We start from the raw sequence: 18,651 nt of genomic DNA, 5'->3' as shown, positions 1-18,651 counted from the left end.
TTATCCCTTCACAGCGCCGAAGCTCAGGCCGCGCACCAGATGCTTCTGGATGCAGAGCGCGAACACGATAGCGGGTATTGCGGACACGGTGGCCGCCACGGCCAGCTGGCCATAGTGGGCGGTGTCGGTGCCCAGATACTTGGTGATGGCCACGGTGATGGGCTGCACCTTGGAGCTGGCCAGGATCAGGGGGAAGGTGAAGCTGTTCCAGGCGAAGATGAAGGACAGCAGGGCAGCGGCCACGATGCCGGGCTTGACCAGGGGCATCAGCATCTTGAAGAAGATCTGATACCAGGTATAGCCGTCCACCTGGGCGGCATACTCGATCTCCACGGAGATGTCCTCGAAATAACCCCGGACCACCCAGATGAGCAGGGGCATACAGATGAGCTGATACACCCAGATAAGACCCAGATAGGTATCATACAGGCCGATCTTCTGATAGATCATGAACAGGGGCAGCACCACCAGGATCTCGGGGGCGAACTTGAAGGACAGGATCTGGAAGGCCAGGTCCTCTTTGCGGTTAAAGTTATACCGGGCCAGGGCATAGGCGGCGGGGATACCCACCACCACAGACACCAGCACGGAGCCGCCGGCCACGATCAGGCTGTCCTTCATGTACTGCACATAGTTGGACTCCAGCAGCACCGCGGCGTAGTTGCTCAGGGTGGGGTGGAACAGGAAGGTGGTGGTGAACACCTCGGTGTCCGACTTGAAGGAGATGAGCAGCATCCAGATCAGGGGGAAGATGGCGAAGACCGCATAGACCAGCAGCAGGAAGTTCATCACGATCCGCGAAAGACGGAATTTCTGCGTTTTCATTTTGACATTCCCTCCTTACTCGTCCAGACCGGCGGCCTGCTTCTGGGCGGCCCGCTGACGTTTTACGATCTCCTTGGCCACCACGTTGATGATAAGCCACAAAATCAGGATATAGGGCAGGGCCGCGCCGAACTTTTGGAATTTGAAGCCCTGCTGATAGGCGGTCAGGGACAGGGACATCAGTGCGTCGCCGGGGCCGCCCTTGGTCAGGGCGTAGATGACGGCGTACTCCTGCAGGGCCGCCATCAGACGGAACAGCAGGGCGATGTACAGGCTGGGCCGCAGCATGGGCAGGGTCAGGTTGCGGAAGTTGAACCAGTTGCTGCCGCCGTCGATCTTGGCGGACTCGAAGGGGGACTTGGGCAGGGACTGCAGACCGGCCAGCACCAGCAGAATGACGAAGGCGGTGTTCACCCACACGTCGATGAGGACCACGGTCATCATGGCCGTCTTGGGGCTGGAAGCCCAGGGGAAGTTATACACATTGAAAACGTTCAACAGCTTCTCCACGATGCCGGCGGAGCTGTTCAACATCAGTTGCCAAACGATAGTTGCGGTGACGGGGGCCACCATCAGGGGGAAGATCAGCACCACCCGCATGATCTTGGAGAAGCGGTTGTTCAGGCTGTTGAGCAGCATGGCAACGCCCATGCCCAGGGCCATCTCCACCGCGGTGGAGGCGATGCCGTAGAGCAGCGTGACCCAGATGGCTTTCCAGGTGCTGCCGGAGGAGAGTACGTTTACCCAGTTGGTCAGACCGATGAACTTGTGGGTGGGCAGCTTGAAGGAGAAGTTGGTCAGGGAGTACCAGATGGCCATGACGAAGGGGACCATGATACCGATGGTGATGATGAGGGAGGGGGCCACGATCAGATAAGGTCTGACCCGCGTTTTAAAGGGCACCCGGTTTAGATCCGGGAGCTTTTCTTTGTTCGTTTTACTCATAATACATAACCTCGGGACACAATAGTTTTTCAGAAGGGACAGCGCACCGGCGCAGAGAAACAGAAATCACACACAGGGAGTTGGTTGTTTGAAAAGGGCGGGGGGAGAGCTCTCCCCCCGCCCTTTGCGTCAATGGAACTTGTGGTTTAAGGTGATGTTATGAGCCGTCTTAGCCAACGTCCAGATCAGACACCATCTGAGTCATGGTATCGGCCAGCTGGTTCATAGCCTCCTCCACGGAGCTGTACTTGTTGGTGGTGACCAGCTCCTGCAGGGTCTTGGCCCACTCGGTGGTGGTCTCGGTGAAGTAGGGCTGAGCGGTGAAGTAGATGCTGGCGGTGTCCTTCACGGTGTTGAAGGCCTCGTAGTAGCCCTCGGCATCGGACAGGCACTTGACGTACTCGTCGCTGCTCAGCACGGACTCACGAGGAGTATCGGTGCAGGCGCCCTCGGTGCCGGACCACTGCATGAAGTCCTTGCTGGTGAAGTACTGCAGGAAGTACCAGGCGGCTTCCTTGTTCTGAGAGGCGGAGTTCATAGCCATGGACCACACCCACAGGTTGGACTTCATGTCGGCCTCGGTCTTGCCGGCATCGGTGGGATAGGGAACGGTGCCGAAGGCCAGGTTTCCGGACTGAGCGGAAGCACCGGCCACGTTCTGGGTATAGCCGCCGCGGTCGGCATCCCACATCATAGCGGCCTTGCCGGCACCCAGGTCAGCACCGGCCATCTCCCAGCCATAGGTGGCCCACTGGGGAGCGGAGCCGTTCTTGACCAGGTTGACCCAGTACTCGGTCATAGCAATGGCCTCAGGGGAGTTGACCTTGGACACCAGCTTGCCGTCCTCGATCTCGAAGTCCTTGGCGCCCCAGGTGGTGTACATGGACATGTAAGCGGGGTGGATGGTGCCCCAGTCGGCGGTGCCGCGCAGAGCCAGACCATAGGTGCCGGAGCCGTCGAACTCCTTCAGAGCGGTGGCGGCGGCCAGCAGCTCCTCAGCGGTCTTGGGGGGAGTGATGTTGTGGTCAGCCAGGATCTGCTTGTTATAGGTCAGGATGTTGATCTCCCAGCCCATGGGCAGAGCCCACTGAGAGCCGGTGCCCACAGCGTGGCCGGGGACGCAGTCCCACTTCAGGGCGTCGATCACGCCGTCGATGAAGTCGTCGTAGTCGTAGTCAGCGGAGGTGAGGGAGCTGTTCTCAATGTAACCCTCCAGGGGCTCCATGTAGCCGGCGGTGGCATACTCCCAGGCCTGATAGGCACCGGTCATGAACACGTCGATGGAGCCGGACTTGCTGGCCAGCTCTACGTTCAGCTTCTCGTAGTAGTTGGACTCGGGCATGGTGGTCAGATTGACCTTGATGCCGGTCAGGTCCTGGAAGTCGTTCAGCTTGGCCTTCACGGCGTCAGCATAGGTGTGCTCGCTGAACAGCACGTTCAGCTCGGTGCCCTCATAGGCACGCCAGTTGAACTCGCCGGTCGCAGCGGGGGTGGAGGAGGCGGAACCGGCAGAGCCGGAGTCGCCGCCGGTCTTGCCGCAGGACGCCAGAGAGACAGTCATGGAGGCGGCCAGGGCCAGTGCAAGCAGTTTTTTCATTTTTTTCCTTCCTTTCGATCATCTGATTTCTGTTTATCTCCACGCTTTCGCGCATGAGAACGTAAGAATGCAAGACGATTGTCTCACGCAATGGACGTGCCGGGGAAGTTGCCGGGGGAGTGCTGATGGGTTTGCGTCCGAGGTTTAGTCGAACTGGAAGGCGACCTTGAAATCGCCGTACTTGCCGGTGGCGTAATCAAAGGCCTTCTCCCACTCCTCGATCTTGAAGATGTGAGAGACCACGCCGTCGGTCTTCAGGTTGCCCTTGAGCATGTTCTCAATGACAAAGGGATAGGCATAGGGGCTCAGGTGGGAGCCCAGGATGTTCAGCTCCTTGCGGTCGCCGATGATGGACCAGTCAGCGGTGGTCTCCTTGCCGAAGACGCTGAACTCCACGAAGGTGCCCAGCTTGCGGATGATGGTCAGACCCTGGATGACGCTGGCGGGGTTGCCGGTGGCCTCGATGTAGATGTCGCAGCCGTAGCCGTCGGTGAGGGCCTTAATCTCCTTGTCGATGTCGCACTCGCCGGGGTTGAACACCAGGTCAGCGCCGAACTCCTTGGCCTTGTCCAGGCGGTTCTGCTGCATGTCCAGCACGATGAGCAGCTTGGGGTTCTTCATGCGGGCATAGGTGATCATGCCCAGGCCCAGGGTGCCCGCGCCGGAGATGACCACCACATCCTCGTTGGAGATGTTGGCGCGGTCCACGGCGTGCTTGGAGCAGCCATAGGGCTCGATCAGGGCGGCCTGCTCCAGGCTCATCTCATCGGGCACGCGGCTGATGACGCAGGTCTTGGGATAGCGGACATACTCGGCCATGCCGCCGTTGTTGTAGTACTGATAGCCCAGCATATCGTGGGGCTGGCACATCCAGTAGTGGCCGTCCTTGCAGAAACGGCACTTGCCGCAGGGGACGATCTGGTCGGCGGTGATGCGGTCGCCCAGCTCATAGCCGGTGACGTTCTCGCCCATCTGGACGATGCGGCCAAAGAACTCGTGGCCGGGGATGAAGGGGGGCTTGACCCAGGAGGGCTGCACGTCGTCGCCCCAGAACATGGCCGCGCCGTGCTTGCACTTCAGGTCGCCGGCGCACACGCCGCAGGCCTCGGTCTTGATGATGATGTCGTCGGGCCCGCACTCGGGAGTGGGATACTCCAGCTCCAGACGGTAGTCGTCTTTGCTGTAGGCCACCAGGGCCTTCATAGTCTTGGGGATGCTTCCTCTCACTGCCATAATTCATTTCCTCCTAAATCTATCACTGTAAATTTGAGCGTTACTTCATTGAAATATCAGACCTCGAACTTCTCCCACACGGTGTCCAGGGCATTGCTGACGGCCATGTAGCGCTGGAACTTCTTGTTGTAGATCTCCACACGGTCGGGGTTGGGATACACCCGGCTGTTGATGCGGACCATGTGCTTGGCCGCGTCTTTATAGTCCTTGTAGACACCGGCGGCGATGGCGGCGGCCATGGCGCAGCCCAGCGCGCCAAGCTCCTTGGCATCCACCGTCTCGATGGGGAAGCCAAGCACGTCGGCGAACAGCTGCACCCAGACCTTGGACTGCACGGGACCGCCCGCCATGCGGATGGCTTCAGGCGGCTGGCGGGAGGCCAGCAGCTTTTCGATGTGGCGGCGGTGGGAGAAGGCCACGCCCTCGTAGACGGCGCGCAGCATGTGGGCCGTACCGTGGAAGTTGGTCAGGCCAACAAAAGCCGCCTTGCCCAGGGGATGGGCGTTTGAACCGTACAGGAAGGGGAGATAATAGACGTTGCAGTCCTCCGGGGGGACCTGGTCCACCAGCCGGTTCACATAGCTGTACAGATCCTCGCCCTCGGGCAGCTTCACGTCCTTCATGCAGTTATCCAGGAACCACTCCAGGTTGCCCGAGGAGGTGGCGCTGCTCTCCTCGGCCAGATAGTAGCCGGGGATGGCGAACAGGGAATTGCGGGAGATGTTGCCATCCATAATGGGGTGGTCGGAGATAAACTCGTTGATGCTCCAGGTGCCGGCGATGGTCACCAGCTCCTCGGGGGTGGTGATGTCGGCGGCCACGGCGCAGGCGTCGATGTCGAACATGCCGCCTGCTACGGGGGTGCCCTCCGGCAGGCCGGTGAGCTTGGCGGCCTGGGCGTTGATCTTGCCGCACAGGTCATAGGAGTACCGGATGGGGGCCAGCATGTCAAAGGCCTCGCCGATGCCCAGCTTCTCCAGAATGGAGCGGTCAAACCGGGCGTTTTTCACATCCATCAGACCGGAGCCGGAGATATCGGTGGCCTCGCAGAAGGCCTCGCCGGTAAGACGGAAGCGGATGTAGTCCTTTACGGAGAAGACGTACTGAATGTTGTGATAGACCTGGGGCAGGTGGTCCTTGAACCAGGCCAGCAGAGCGGTCTGCTGGCAGGCCATGAACTCCTGGCACAGCTGGGGGTGCAGCGCCTGATAGGTGCCGTCCTCATACCACTTTTTCGTGTACTTCCAGGCCCGGTTGTCGGTGGAAATGATGCCGTTGTAGGCGGGCTTGTTGTCCTTGCCCCAGGCGTACATCCCCTTGCCGTGGCCGCACACCGCGATGCCTAAGACATCTTTGCCGTCGATGCCGGCCTTCTCCAGGGCCTCCCGCACACAGGCACAGTTGGCCAGCCAAAGCTCCTCCATGTCCCGCTCGGTATAGCCGGGCTTGGGGGTGATGAGCTTGGTGTGGCGGCCGGCGGTGGCCACCTCGTTGCCGTTTACGTCGAACACCGCGGCCTTGGTAGAGGTGCCGCCGTTATCCAGTCCGATCAGATACATATCACAAACACTCCAGTTATTACCGCACCGCCCGGAAGCTGTGCTGTCACAGTCCGTCGTTTTAGATATAAAATCATTTTATAATTTAACTTTACATTACATATTTACTATACCCCTTATAACTATATCTGTCAATATAATTAAAACTACCAAACATTGAACGCCTTGTTTGTTCAGTCCGTAGAAAAAGCGGACTTTTACTTTCATTTGTTGACAGGTTTATAAAACAAAATATAATTGGTTTTATAAAACAACAGAGTGGATGGGATCAATTTGAATTCTGAAGAGAGCAATTCCGTCAAAACGGTAGCCATGGACTTAAAGCGGCTGAACCGGCGCAGGATCTACAATCTGCTGCGAAACGGCAGGGCGTGTTCCCGCCGGGATATCGTCATGCAGCTGAATCTCAGCCTTCCCACAGTGGTGCAGAATCTGAACGAGCTGTCGGAGGACGGCCTCATCTGTGAGGCGGGGCAGCAGACCAAGACCGGGGGCCGCCGGGCCAAAACCTATACATCGGTGAACGATTTCAGAACGGCCATCGGCCTAGATGTGACGCCCCACGAGGTGGCCGCCGTGGCGGTGGATCTATGCGGACACATCTTAGCCCGAAAGCGACTGAAGGTCCCCTTCGTCCGCACGGCGGATTATTACCGGCAGCTGGGGCGGCTGGTGGACGACCTGGTCCTCAACGCCGGACTGGCCGCCGCCCACGTTCTGGGCGTGGGCATCAGTGTACCCTGTCTCACAGAAAAGGATGGAACTCACAGCTATTATTGCAAAGCGCTGGGGGGAACGGACGAACTGTTCGCCGGGGATTTCGCAGAGTATATCTCCTTTCCTGTGCGGCTTTGCCACGACACAGACACCTCTGCCTTTGCCGAGAGCTGGGCCTGGCCCGAACACGGGGACTTCTTCTATCTTATGCTCAGCAACAGCATCGGCGGGGCGGTGTTCATCAACGGCGACCTGTACAACGGTGACAACTGCCGCAGCTGCGAGGTGGGCCACACCCAGCTGGTGCAAAACGGAGAGCCCTGCTACTGTGGGCGCTTTGGCTGTGCGGACTGCTACTGCTCGGCAAAGCCCCTGGTAAAGCTCACCGGCGGCGACCTGGCGGAGTTTTTCCGCCGTCTGGAGGAAAAGGACCCGGCGGCCCGGGACCTGTGGCAGAAATATCTGAACTATCTGGCACAGCTTATCCACAATATCCATATGCTCTATGACTGTCGGGTAGTCCTGGGCGGCCAGATCGGCCAGCGCCTGGACGGCTATCTGGACACCCTGTGCGCCAAGTTGGCCGCCATGGACCCGTTTATCCAAAACGCCGACTATGTCTCTGTGTGCAAAGCCAAAGTAGAATCCGCCGCCGTAGGCGCGGCCATCTCGTTCATCGGGGAATACGTGTCATCGATTTGAAGAATGTGTAAGGGGACGGCTCCCGTGATCTCAGGATCATGGGAGCCGTCCCCTTACTGCATGATCAGATCAGTCGTCCAGCTCTGTCTCATGCTTGAGAATCGCGCCGGAGGCCGCGTCGATCTCGTAGTCATATTCCATATTGCCGGATTTGAACTCGATTTCGTAGACGAGCGTTCCGTCCTCGTCGTCCAGCTCAATGTCCATGTCATACGCCTGATTTTCACGCAAGCCCGCATGGTTCAGGGCGATGGACTTTGCCTTGGCGTAGCCGATATCCTGCACCGTTCCGGACGGCGCGGGCTTTTGATCAGAGGGCTTCGTCGTTTCATTCGATGCGGAAGCGGGCTTTTGACCAGAGGGCTTCGTCGTTTCATTCGATGCGGAAACGGCAGCCAATAAATCTTTCTGCCCGCTGAGCACCTTCCCTGTGTAGGCATCCACCAGATACTTGAACTCGCCCCGTGCCGTTTGCAATTCCACTTCATAGTGTGCAGGGGATTCGTCGAGCTCGGGATCGACCTCCGCCGTGACGGAGTCCACCGACGTCGTTCCGGCATACTCCTCCGCAGCACTGCGGGCTGCATCCATACCGATGGGCATGGCAGGTGCGCCCGCTTCGGCGAGGTCCTTGAGCTCTTCCACCGAGAGCTTTGCCAGCGCGTCAAACTTCAGCGTGGCGTTGAGTGCAAGCACACGGTTCACCAGCGCCGCCTTTCCGGTGGAGATGCTGTTTTCCCGCGCCTGCTGCGCAAGTCCCGCGTCCTGCGTAAGCGTCTGCGTCAGGACGGACGCCCTCGATTCGCTTGTCTGCAAAACACCATCCACGGTGCTGGTCAGCTCGCGCTGGAGTTTTTCTGCGCGAGCGGTATCCTTGTCCTCCACCGAGATCATGATGGCGGAGGAAATGCTATTGAGGTAGCCGTTTCGCACAAGGCTGCCCACGATAGCATTCACCGCCACATCGAGCTTCGCGCCCTTGAGATCCGCGCCGTTGCCCATATCCGCAAGGATAGCTTTCGCGTCCTCGTTGAGCGGCGTGCAGACAAGGACCTTTTCGCTTCGATTCACCTTCAGCTCGATGCTCGGATTCACATCCAGAGATACCACGGACGCGACCGCATTCGCCTGTTGGTAGAACAGCCCTCCGCCGCCAAGCAGCATCACAGCAAGGCAGGCGGCCACAAGCGTGGTCCATTTTCTCTTTGTCGTTTTCTTTGCCGTCATGGGGATCACCGTTCCTTTCCGCTCTTCACAGCGGGAGAGAACGCCGTTCACGTCGTTCGGTGCGGTCTTTTCGACCGCCGAGGCCAGACGCTGCTCTAGCTTTTCGCTGGTCATTTGGCGCCATCTCCTTCTACGTAAGCTCGCATCTTTTTCAATGCTCTGTGATATTTCGACAGGACGGTAGGAAGTGAAAGCTCCAGCAGCGCCGCGATCTCCCTGTGCTTCAGGCCCGTAACGGCGTGGAGCAGTACAATGCGCCGTTCCCCGTCAGCGAGGCTTGCCAGCGCATGCTGCAAAAGAAGGCGTTCGTCGGCGTCCAAACCGCATTCCTGCGCGGGAAGGGCGTCCCATTCCGCCTCGCTGAGCGCAGCATGATGTTCCTCACGCCGCAGACGCATCAGGCACAGGTTGCGGCACACGGTCAGCAGCCAGCCCATCGGCGAGCCGGTGGGACGGTACTGCCCTGCGCAGTCCCACACCTGCACATACACGTCCTGTGTGAGATCCTGTGCATCATGCGCATTTTTGAGGTAGGAAAGTGCAAGGCCGTACACCGCCGTCCGCGTGCGCCGGTACAGCTCTGCCAGGGCTTCGTGCTCTCCGCCGGCAATGTGGATCAGCATCTGCTGCAGCTCGTACCGATCCTCTGCCGGAGCATATTCGGTTGTCATCAGCAAGCTGAGCATTGACTTCCATCTCCTGTCATCCGTGTAATGCACGGAAAGGACGATTTATTGCATGGGATTTCTAAATTTTTATGATTTTGTTTCTTCCACCTCATTGAGGTGCAGCGAGGCACAGCATTCCGGGAGCAACTTTTCTGCATGAGGAAGGAGCCAGGTTCATCACCTGCCCCCAACTTTTATGATAGAACCGGAGCGAAAAGCAAAAAGACACGACAAAAGTCGTGTCTTTTTCTGGAGGTGCCACCCAGATTTGAACTGGGGAGTGGAGCTTTTGCAGAGCTCTGCCTTACCACTTGGCTATGGCACCATATGGAGCCGCAGAGTGCTCCAAAAAATTTGGAGCGAGTGACGAGGCTCGAACTCGCTACCTCCACCTTGGCAAGGTGGCGCTCTACCAGATGAGCTACACTCGCATTTGGCTTCCCCAACAGGGTCACTGTTGGGGAAGATGGTGCCTCCGGCCGGAATCGAACCAGCGACACGGGGATTTTCAGTCCCCTGCTCTACCAACTGAGCTACAGAGGCATATTTACTTTTGAAGCACTCAAAAGTAAATGAAAAAGTGGCGACTCGGAAGGGACTTGAACCCTCGACCTCCGGCGTGACAGGCCGGCGTTCTAACCAACTGAACTACCGAGCCAGGTAGTTCCTAACAAGTTAGGAGTGGTGGGAACAACAGGGCTCGAACCTGTGACCCCATGCTTGTAAGGCATGTGCTCTACCAGCTGAGCTATGCTCCCGTTCGTTTTTTTTGTGCCCCGCACTTGCGACGGCTTCGTTAGTATACTAAATATACGGCAGTTTGTCAACAGGAAAATCAAAATTTTTCTCAAAAACTTTTGAAAAGCCCGCGAACCATTGCACCCCAACGGTTTGCGCTTGACAATCTTTTTACCCGGTGACATAATTAGCCTGACCTTGGGCGGGAGTTTTCCCGCTTGCGGACATGAAAATAAAAGCTTTGATCCCTGTTTTAGGATATAGAAGGAGGGCTTGCAAATATGGGCAACCAGGTGAAACGGATCGGCGTATTGACCAGCGGAGGTGACGCCCCCGGCATGAATGCGGCGGTGCGGGCTGTGGTGCGCACGGCGGTGAACCGGGGCATTGAGTGCATCGGTATCCGCCGGGGTTGGAACGGCCTCATCAACCACGACTTTGTCCCCATGGACAGCAACAGCGTTAGTCACATCATCGACAAGGGCGGCACTATGCTGTATACCGCCCGCAGCGAGGCGTTTATGACGCCGGAGGGCAGGGAGAAAGCCATCGCCACCTGCAAGCTGCTGGGATTGGACGGCATCGTGGCCATCGGCGGCGACGGCACCTTCCGGGGAGCCCTGGCTCTGTCCCGCCAGGTGGCCCAGCAGGGGGAGACGCTCCAGATGGTGGGGGTCCCCGCCACCATCGACAACGACGTGGGCTGCTCCAACTATACCATCGGCTTTGACACCGCCTGCAACACGGCCATCGAGTGTGTGGATAAGCTGCGGGACACCATGCAGTCCCACGAGCGCTGCTCGGTGGTGGAGGTCATGGGCCGCCGCGCCGGCTATCTGGCCCTGTATGTGGGCATCTCTGTGGGCGCCACGGCGGTGCTGATCCCCGAGCGGCCGGTGGACTTTGACCGGGACGTGGTGGAGAAGATCCGCCAGGCCCGCCTGTCCGGCACTACCCACTATATGGTGGTGGTGGCCGAGGGCGCGGGCAGTGCCGTGGACATCGGCAAGCGCATCCATGAGGAGCTGGGCATCGACCCCCGGGTCACCGTGCTGGGCCACATCCAGCGGGGCGGTTCCCCCTCCGCCCGGGACCGGGAGACCGCCAGCCGCATGGGCTATGAGGCGGTGCAGAGCCTGGCCGAGGGTCGGGGCAACCGCATCATCTGTACCCAGGACGGCAAGGTGGTGGACCTGGACATGGAGGAGGCCCTGGCCATGACCAAGGTGTTCGACATGGAGCGCTACCGTGTGCTGGAAGCCACCACCACCGGCGCAGGGGACTGACCTGCTAAAACCTGCATTATAACAGAAGACCAGCCGGAGGAGCGGAACGTCCGTTTCTCCGGCTGGTTTTTGCGCTGTTACATCTCTGCCAGCAGCTGCTCCAGCTGCTCCTGGGAGTAGTGATAGACCTTATCGCAGAACTGGCAGGTGAGGTCGGCCTGGCCCTGGTCCCGGATGAGGGAGGACAGCTCCTCCCGGCCCATACTGATGAGGGCGCGGGTGACCCGGTCCCGGGAGCAATAGCACCGATACTCCACCGGGTGCTTCTCCAGAATTTCCAGCTGGAAGTCGCTGAGGACCGCCCGCAGCAGGCCATCGCCGTCCAGTCCGCCCTCCAGGGCGTGGCTGACGGAGCCCACCCGGTGGACCCCCGCCTCGATCTTGTCGATGATGTCGTCGCTGGCCCCGGGCAGCAGCTGGATGAGGTAGCCCCCGGCGGAGGTGACGCTCTGGTCCGTGCCCACCAGCACTCCCAGGGCGCAGGCGGTGGGGATCTGCTCGCTCTCCACAAAGTACATGGCCAGGTCATCGGCGATCTCCCCAGAGAACAGGCCGATGGAGCCCACATAGGGCTCTTTCAGGCCGATGTCCTTGATGACGGTGAGGGTGCCTGTGCTGCCCACGGCGGCCCCCACGTCCAGCTTGCCCTGGTGCTTCTCCATCAGCTCCACATGGGGGTTCTGCACATAGCCCCGCACGTTGCCCTCATAGTCGGACACGGCCAGCACCGTGCCCAGGGGGCCGCCGCCCTTGATCTGGAGGGTGAGGGAGCCCTTCTGCTCCTTCAGCATGTCCCCCAGCATCGAGGCCCCCAGCAGGGCCCGGCCCAGGGCGGCGGTGGCCATGGGCAGCAGGGTGTGGATGTTCCGGGCCCGCTCTACCAGGTCCCGTCCGGTGACGGCCACGGCCTTTACATAGCCGTCCGCCGTCATTGCTCTTACGATTTCATCTGCCATTGATCTTTGACCTTTTGTCCTTTCTGGCCACAAAGAAGATGCGCTGTTCCCCCGGCTTGGGAGAGCGCATTTTTTTGTCGCCATAAACTTTGATATCCAGGAATCCGGCCTGGCGGAGGAAGTCTGTCAGCTCCTCCACAGTATAGGCCCGCTCCCGGTGCAGCTCCTCGCCCCGCTCCCACTGGCCGGATTCCTCGTCCAGGCGGAACAGGTCCATGAAATAGGAGCAGATGCGGCTGCGCTTGGAATACTCCGCCCGCCACACGCAATAGGTGTCCTCCGTCTCGTCCAGGAAAACCTGGCCATCCAGGGCGGAGAGCTTTTCCACCGAGTTCACGTCGAAGAGAAACAGCCCCCCGGGCAGGAGGAAGGTGTGGACCCGCCCAAAGGCCTGCTTCAGCTTTTTGGGGTCGGTGACATAGTTCACGCTGTCCAGGCAGCATACGCAGGCGTCGATGGTGCCGTACAGGTCCAGCTTCTCCATGGGCTGGCACAGGAAGATGGGGGGGATGATGTCCTCCCCCAGGTCCCGGTTCTTTTCCGCCGCTTCAGCCAGCATCTCCGGGGACAGGTCCACCCCGATCATCTCATAGCCCCGCAGGGCCAGCTCCCGGGTGAGGGAGCCGGTGCCGCAGGCCAGGTCTAAGATGGTCTTGCCCGGGATCCCCCGGTGGAAGTGCCGCTGGATGTAGTCGGCCCAGGCGGAATAGGCCACGTCATAGGTCAGCTCGTCATAGCAGCCGGCCAGAAATTCATAGCTGCTCACGACTCTTTTTCCTTCTCCCCCTTTAGACGGGGGATGACGGTATGGTAGCCCTCCGCGCCGTAATGAAGACAGCGGTTGACCCGGCTGATGGTGGCGCTGGAGGCGCCGGTGCGCTCCAGAATATCGCTATAGATCAGCCCGTCGTCCAGCAGCATGGCCACCTCCATGCGCTGCTCCATGGCCTTCAACTCAGACACTGTGCAAAGGTCCTGGAGAAAATTGCGGCATTCCTCCTCGGTCTGCAGAAGAACGATGGCACGGTAAAGGGTATCACTGGCGGGCTTGTCCAGAAATTTAGACATAAGGAAGCTCCTTTCGATCCACGGCCGGTATGGTGGTAGTGGTAAATGATAACTCTATTTTAATACATTAAAATATGAAAGTAAACAGGAAAATATGATTTTTTCACAGAAAAAATAATTCGCCATAGGATGGGACGAGAAAAACACCGGGGAGGGCGGAAAAATGGAAGAAAAATGGAGAAAAAACCGGGGAGAGCCGCGGCTTGTCTGGCGAGAGGCGGAGGAGACCATGACCCTGGAGGGGGAGGCGGTGCTGACCTTTCACCTGGTCTGGCCGGAATTGGAAGGAGCGGGGCTGGGCGGAAGGTGGATCAGCCGGTATTACGCCCGTCTGGCGGAGTCCTGGCGCAGGCGGTGGCGGCGAGAGGTGTATTGGAGGGCGTGCATCCAGCTGGCTCAGTGCCGGGCCGCCGCCCGGCCCTTTACCCCCTGGAAAGGAGAGCTGCGGGGGGAGAAGGTCCTGTGGAAAGACGGGGTGCTCAGTCTGCGTCTGAACGGCTGGGAGAGTCGGGGGGACGGCAAAGTAAACCGGGTGCAGTGGGGGGACGTGTGGAAGGTGCGGGAGGGCGCGCCCTGTCCCCCGGAGGAGTGGTTAGGCCGCCGCCGGGGCCGGAAAAAGCGCCTGGCCGATCAAATTATCGACCAGGGGGAGCAGCGCCGGAGCGCTGGAGCCTGGGTCCCAGACGAGGACTGGCGGGAGAAAGTACGAAAAAATCTCCCCTGGCGGGATGCCTGTCTCACCGAAGAGGGGATCGAGCTGGCCTTCCCCCAGGGAACGATAGCCCCCATGGCAGAGGGAACCCCCACGTTTGTGGTGAAGGGCTAGAACAACAAAAAAACACCACCCAAGGGGGTGGTGTTTTTTTCTGGCGGAGTAGGAGGGATTCGAACCCTCGAGCCCGTGAAGGCTACACGATTTCCAATCGTGCTCGTTATGACCACTTCGATACTACTCCGTGTGTCACACTCTGTAAAAGTGTTTAATTGTGGTCGGCCTTGCGGCAACATCGATTATTATACCAGCTTTTTTTCATTCGTCAAGCCTTTTTTGAAAAAAACGAAAATTATTTTTTACAGGCGGAGTCCTGCCGAAGCGGTGACGACGGTGCACCGTTCAAAAACTTATATAAAATGAATTTGCGATATTGATTTAATTCAAAAGTGAGAAAAGGACATGCACAGCGTCCAATTGACAAAAATGCAAGATGAAACATTGTTAAACTGCAAACAAAGTAGGAATACACAGAGAAACACCTGTAAAAAGCCGATATAATTTAAGTGAAAAGTGAGATACGCAATAAAAAATTAAGGATTTTGAATTTGGTATTGCATTTCTAAATTGTGCTATGCTATAATGCGGCCAACCCAAAAATGAAAGATAATTGAGCACATCATTCGTTTTGGGACGTTGAAAAGGAAGATGAATGAAATTCAAGGAGGAACTGGACTATGTCTACCTATTATTTTCTGCCTACTCGGAACGTATTTGGTATGGGCGCGGTAAATGAGGCCGGTGACCTGATGAAGAGCCTGGGAGGCAGCAAGACCCTGATCGTCACTGACAAGTTCCTGGCCCAGTGCGGCATGGCCGGACGGGTGGCGGATATCCTGTCCAAGGCGGGCATCCAGGCGGAGATATTCCCCGGGGCTGAGCCCAACCCCACCGACCTGAACGTGGCCGCCGGTGTGACCGCCTATCGGGAGCACGGCTGTGACTCTATCCTGTCTCTGGGCGGCGGTTCCTCCCACGACTGCGCCAAGGGCATCGGCATGGTGGCCGCCAGCGGCGGGAGCATCCACGATTACGAGGGCGTAGACCGGTCCACCAAACCCCTGATGCCTCTGATGGCCGTGAACACCACGGCGGGCACCGCCTCTGAGATCACCCGCTTCTGCATCATCACCGACACCCGGCGGAAGGTGAAGATGGCCATCGTGGACTGGCGGGTCACCCCTCAGATCGCCATCAACGACCCGGAGCTGATGAAGGGGATGCCCCCGGCCCTCACGGCGGCCACCGGCATGGATGCCCTGACCCACGCCATCGAGGCCTATGTCTCCACCGATGCCAACCCCCTGACGGATGCGGCGGCCATTATGGCGATCCAGATGATCTCCCATTATCTGCCCAAGGCGGTGGCCAACGGAAACTACATGAAGGCCCGGGACAAGATGGCCTATGCCCAGTATCTGGCCGGTATCGCCTTCAACAATGCCTCCCTGGGTTATGTCCATGCCATGGCCCACCAGCTGGGCGGCGTGTACAACCTGCCCCACGGCGTGTGCAACGCGGTGCTGCTGCCCTATGTGATGAAATTCAACCTCATCGGCAATATGAACCGCTTTAAGCAGATCGCCCATGCGCTGGGTGTGGAGGGCGCCGGCGTATCCAGCGACCGGGACGCCGAGGCCGGCATCCAGGCCGTGAAGTGCATGAGCCAGCGCCTGGGCATCCCCAAGAGCTTGAAGGAGCTGGGCGTGAAGCCGGAGGACTTTATCATGATGGCCGAAAACGCCCAAAAGGACGTGTGCAGCGTCACCAATCCCAGAACGGCCACCACCGAGCAGATCGTGGAGATCTACCGCCAGGCCTATGAGGGCGAATAAGAGAAGCTGAATCCGATATATCAGGTCCCCCGCAGTGAGAAGCTGCGGGGGGCCTTTTGTCCTGCCGTCCTTTCGAGGTGCTGCGTATAAAGCGCTCCGGCGGGGCATCTTAAAACCGGGAGGTGAAACAAAATGCCAAACAAAGACAAATTGCGCCCCAACAAGTCCGGCCCCGGACGGCTGAACGACCTGCGGCTGAGTCCCCAGGGGCGGCTGTGCGCCCGGTTTGACGGGATGAGCATGGCCGACTATCCCACAGGGGTGCGCAGCGGCATGGGCTTTCCCGTGGTGGACAACTGCGTGGAGGAGCATATCCAGTAAGCGATCAAAGGCAAAGCAGAGAGGATAATAAAACGTCCGCCCCGTCTGTAACACAGACGGGGCGGACGCGTTAGCAATGACAGAGCGTTCTGCTTACAGCAGGTGGAAGTTTACGATCAGGCCGGAGAACACGATGGACACGGTGGAGACCAGCTTGATCAGGATGTTCAGAGAGGGGCCGGAGGTGTCCTTGAAGGGGTCGCCCACGGTGTCGCCGATGACGGCGGCCTTGTGGTTGTCGCTGCCCTTGCCGCCGTGGTGGCCGGCCTCGATGTACTTCTTGGCGTTATCCCAAGCGCCGCCGGCGTTGGACATGAACACGGCCATGGCGAAGCCGGTGACGGACACGCCGCCCAGCAGGCCCACAACGCCCTCAACGGACAGGATCAGACCGGTGGCGATGGGGACCACGATGGCCAGCAGAGAGGGGTTGACCATCTCCTTCAGGGCACCCTTGGTGCACAGACCCACGCAGCTGGCGTAGTCGGGATCGGACTTGCCCTCCATGATGCCGGCGATCTCCCGGAACTGGCGGCGGACCTCGACCACGATGGACTGGGCGGCGCGCTGCACGGCGCTCATGGTGAAGGCGGCGAACACGAAGGTGAGCATAGCGCCCACGAACAGACCCACCAGAACGGCGGGGTTGGTCAGGGACAGATCGGGGGCGTGGTCCATCTTGGACTTGACGATGTCCACATAGCTGACCAGCAGAGCCAGGGCGGTCAAAGCGGCGGAGCCGATGGCGAAGCCCTTGCCGGTGGCAGCGGTGGTGTTGCCCAGGGAGTCCAGGGCGTCGGTGCGCTCACGGACCTCCTCGCCCAGGCCGGACATCTCGGCGATGCCGCCGGCGTTGTCGGCCACGGGACCATAGGCGTCGGTGGCCAGAGTGATGCCCAGAGTGGACAGCATACCCACGGCGGCGATGCCGATGCCGTACAGACCCTTAGAGAACAGGTCGGCGTAGTTGGCGGAAGCGGTGGCCAGAGAGCCGCCGGCAGCCAGGAAGGAGATGATAACGGCAGCGCCCACGATCAGGATGGGGGCGATGGTGGACATCATGCCCAGGGACAGACCGCCGATGATGGTGGTGGCGGCGCCGGTCTCGGTGGCGTCAGCCAGGACCTGGGTGGGCTTGTAGGTGTCAGAGGTGTAATACTCGGTGAAGTAGCCGATGGCGCAGCCGCCGATCAGACCACACAGGATAGCGACGTACACGCCCCAGTTGCCCACGGTGAAGTAGGTCAGAGGAGCGGCCAGGATGGCGGCCAGGATGGCAGCGCCGTAAGTACCCTTGCGCAGGGTGCCCAGCAGCTCGCGCTGAGAAGCGCCCTCCTTGGTGCGGATCAGGAAGGAGCAGGCGATGGAGCACAGGATGCCCACAACGGCCAGGGAGATGGGCAGCAGCATGGCGGACCAGCTGTTGTCGGGATAGGCGGCCACGCCCAGGGCAAAGGTGGCCAGGATGGAGCCCACATAGGACTCGTACAGGTCAGCGCCCATGCCGGCCACGTCGCCCACGTTATCGCCCACGTTGTCGGCGATGGTGGCGGGGTTGCGGGGGTCGTCCTCGGGGATGCCGGCCTCGACCTTACCCACCAGGTCAGCGCCCACGTCGGCGGCCTTGGTGAAGATGCCGCCGCCCACACGGGCAAACAGAGCCATGAAGGAGGCGCCCATGCCGAACATGACCATGGTCTGGGCGATCTTGGCGGCGTCGAAGTGGGCAACGTACTTCAGAATGTGGAACCACACGGAGATGTCCAGCAGGCCCAGGCCCACCACGGTGAAGCCCATGACGGAGCCGGAGGAGAAGGCCACGTTCAGGCCCTTGTTCAGGCTCTCGCTGGCGGCCTGCGCGGTACGGGAGTTGGCGGCGGTGGCGATGCGCATGCCCACGAAACCGGCCAGGGCGGAGTAGATGCCGCCGGTCAGGAAGGCGAAGGGGATGAACCAGTTGTCCAGCATCCCGAAATAGGCCAGAGCCAGCAGGATGACGAACACCACTACGAACACCTTGGCGACGGTGGTGTACTGGTGACGCAGATAGGCGTTAGCGCCCTGACGGATGGCGGAGGCGATCTTCTTCATGGTGTCGTTGCCTTCGGAGAAGGCCAGGACTTTCTGCCGCTGCAGGATGGCGAACAGCAGAGCTGCCACCGCACCGACAAGTCCGATCCAGAAATAGTTGTCCAAAACTTG

At 59.5% G+C, this 18,651-nt stretch carries 16 protein-coding genes and 6 tRNA genes; 5 read left to right on the top strand and 17 right to left on the bottom strand.

The window, feature by feature from the left end; genetic code table 11:
• From H8S55_RS00955 to H8S55_RS00935, 5 genes are all read right to left on the bottom strand, one after another.
• Entirely contained in the window at nucleotides 1-825 is an 825-nt protein-coding gene (locus tag H8S55_RS00955; protein ID WP_147560496.1) for a carbohydrate ABC transporter permease, read from the bottom strand.
• A gap of 15 nt (nucleotides 826-840) precedes the next feature.
• Complete coding sequence (locus H8S55_RS00950; protein ID WP_186877427.1) at nucleotides 841-1,770, bottom strand: carbohydrate ABC transporter permease; 930 nt, start codon at nucleotides 1,768-1,770, stop codon at nucleotides 841-843.
• 169 nt (nucleotides 1,771-1,939) lie between these two features.
• Nucleotides 1,940-3,367 carry an extracellular solute-binding protein gene (locus H8S55_RS00945; protein WP_186877426.1) on the bottom strand — a complete coding sequence of 476 codons (1,428 nt, stop codon included), beginning with the start codon at nucleotides 3,365-3,367 and terminating at the stop codon, nucleotides 1,940-1,942.
• A gap of 144 nt (nucleotides 3,368-3,511) precedes the next feature.
• Entirely contained in the window at nucleotides 3,512-4,600 is a 1,089-nt protein-coding gene (locus H8S55_RS00940; RefSeq protein WP_186877425.1) for an alcohol dehydrogenase catalytic domain-containing protein, read from the bottom strand.
• Nucleotides 4,601-4,656: 56 nt separating this feature from the next.
• On the bottom strand, nucleotides 4,657-6,159 hold the full coding sequence (locus tag H8S55_RS00935) for an FGGY-family carbohydrate kinase (protein ID WP_186877424.1): 1,503 nt from the start codon (nucleotides 6,157-6,159) through the stop codon (nucleotides 4,657-4,659).
• Between the two features lie 273 nt (nucleotides 6,160-6,432).
• Here H8S55_RS00935 and H8S55_RS00930 point away from each other — a divergent pair, with 273 nt between their 5' ends.
• Entirely contained in the window at nucleotides 6,433-7,578 is a 1,146-nt protein-coding gene (locus H8S55_RS00930; RefSeq protein WP_186877423.1) for an ROK family transcriptional regulator, read from the top strand.
• 69 nt (nucleotides 7,579-7,647) lie between these two features.
• Here H8S55_RS00930 and H8S55_RS00925 read toward each other — a convergent pair whose 3' ends face one another.
• From H8S55_RS00925 to H8S55_RS00895, 7 genes are all read right to left on the bottom strand, one after another.
• Nucleotides 7,648-8,919, bottom strand: a complete 1,272-nt coding sequence (locus H8S55_RS00925; protein ID WP_186877422.1) for an anti-sigma-I factor RsgI family protein — start codon at nucleotides 8,917-8,919, stop codon at nucleotides 7,648-7,650.
• On the bottom strand, nucleotides 8,916-9,491 hold the full coding sequence (locus tag H8S55_RS00920) for an RNA polymerase sigma factor (RefSeq protein WP_186877421.1): 576 nt from the start codon (nucleotides 9,489-9,491) through the stop codon (nucleotides 8,916-8,918). Before H8S55_RS00920 ends, H8S55_RS00925 begins: the two co-directional genes overlap by 4 nt.
• A gap of 232 nt (nucleotides 9,492-9,723) precedes the next feature.
• Nucleotides 9,724-9,798, bottom strand: a tRNA-Cys gene (locus H8S55_RS00915).
• Between the two features lie 30 nt (nucleotides 9,799-9,828).
• A tRNA-Gly gene (locus H8S55_RS00910) sits at nucleotides 9,829-9,904 on the bottom strand.
• Nucleotides 9,905-9,940: 36 nt separating this feature from the next.
• Nucleotides 9,941-10,016 (bottom strand) — tRNA-Phe (locus H8S55_RS00905).
• 38 nt (nucleotides 10,017-10,054) lie between these two features.
• Nucleotides 10,055-10,131: transfer RNA gene (locus H8S55_RS00900), tRNA-Asp, on the bottom strand.
• A 24-nt stretch (nucleotides 10,132-10,155) separates the two neighbouring features.
• A tRNA-Val gene (locus H8S55_RS00895) sits at nucleotides 10,156-10,231 on the bottom strand.
• A gap of 261 nt (nucleotides 10,232-10,492) precedes the next feature.
• Here H8S55_RS00895 and pfkA point away from each other — a divergent pair.
• Nucleotides 10,493-11,497 carry a 6-phosphofructokinase gene (gene pfkA / locus H8S55_RS00890; RefSeq protein ID WP_186877420.1) on the top strand — a complete coding sequence of 335 codons (1,005 nt, stop codon included), beginning with the start codon at nucleotides 10,493-10,495 and terminating at the stop codon, nucleotides 11,495-11,497.
• 77 nt (nucleotides 11,498-11,574) lie between these two features.
• Here pfkA and hslO read toward each other — a convergent pair whose 3' ends face one another.
• Genes hslO through H8S55_RS00875 form a run of 3 tightly spaced genes read right to left on the bottom strand, consistent with a single transcriptional unit; the run spans nucleotide 11,575 to nucleotide 13,521 of the window.
• Entirely contained in the window at nucleotides 11,575-12,453 is an 879-nt protein-coding gene (gene hslO, locus H8S55_RS00885) for an Hsp33 family molecular chaperone HslO (protein WP_186877419.1), read from the bottom strand.
• The gene (locus H8S55_RS00880; protein WP_186877418.1) at nucleotides 12,443-13,219 is read right to left on the bottom strand and encodes a class I SAM-dependent DNA methyltransferase; all 777 of its coding nucleotides are present in this window, start codon (nucleotides 13,217-13,219) and stop codon (nucleotides 12,443-12,445) included. The genes hslO and H8S55_RS00880 overlap by 11 nt, the downstream gene beginning before the upstream one ends.
• Nucleotides 13,216-13,521, bottom strand: a complete 306-nt coding sequence (locus H8S55_RS00875; RefSeq protein WP_147560472.1) for a YerC/YecD family TrpR-related protein — start codon at nucleotides 13,519-13,521, stop codon at nucleotides 13,216-13,218. Before H8S55_RS00875 ends, H8S55_RS00880 begins: the two co-directional genes overlap by 4 nt.
• A gap of 163 nt (nucleotides 13,522-13,684) precedes the next feature.
• Between H8S55_RS00875 and H8S55_RS00870 the strand changes: the two genes are divergently transcribed.
• Nucleotides 13,685-14,347: an RsiV family protein gene (locus tag H8S55_RS00870; protein ID WP_186877417.1), complete on the top strand. Its 663-nt coding sequence runs from the start codon at nucleotides 13,685-13,687 to the stop codon at nucleotides 14,345-14,347.
• Nucleotides 14,348-14,388: 41 nt separating this feature from the next.
• On the opposite strand, the gene H8S55_RS00865 is transcribed toward H8S55_RS00870, so the two are convergent.
• Nucleotides 14,389-14,477 (bottom strand) — tRNA-Ser (locus H8S55_RS00865).
• Between the two features lie 493 nt (nucleotides 14,478-14,970).
• Here H8S55_RS00865 and H8S55_RS00860 point away from each other — a divergent pair.
• Both H8S55_RS00860 and H8S55_RS00855 read left to right on the top strand, forming a co-directional pair.
• Nucleotides 14,971-16,128, top strand: a complete 1,158-nt coding sequence (locus tag H8S55_RS00860; protein ID WP_186877416.1) for an iron-containing alcohol dehydrogenase — start codon at nucleotides 14,971-14,973, stop codon at nucleotides 16,126-16,128.
• A 132-nt stretch (nucleotides 16,129-16,260) separates the two neighbouring features.
• Nucleotides 16,261-16,449, top strand: coding sequence for a hypothetical protein (locus H8S55_RS00855; RefSeq protein WP_186877415.1), 189 nt, complete (start codon nucleotides 16,261-16,263; stop codon nucleotides 16,447-16,449).
• Between the two features lie 93 nt (nucleotides 16,450-16,542).
• Here the strand turns inward: H8S55_RS00855 and H8S55_RS00850 are convergent, their stop codons facing one another.
• Nucleotides 16,543-18,645: a sodium-translocating pyrophosphatase gene (locus tag H8S55_RS00850; protein ID WP_186877414.1), complete on the bottom strand. Its 2,103-nt coding sequence runs from the start codon at nucleotides 18,643-18,645 to the stop codon at nucleotides 16,543-16,545.
• Nucleotides 18,646-18,651 lie beyond the last annotated feature (6 nt).

The sequence above is a fragment of the Flintibacter faecis genome (assembly GCF_014287875.1).
GTDB classification, from domain to species: domain Bacteria; phylum Bacillota; class Clostridia; order Oscillospirales; family Oscillospiraceae; genus Lawsonibacter; species Lawsonibacter faecis_A.
Note: the sequence above shows the minus strand (reverse complement) of the source record. Positions and strands in the feature narration are given on the sequence as shown.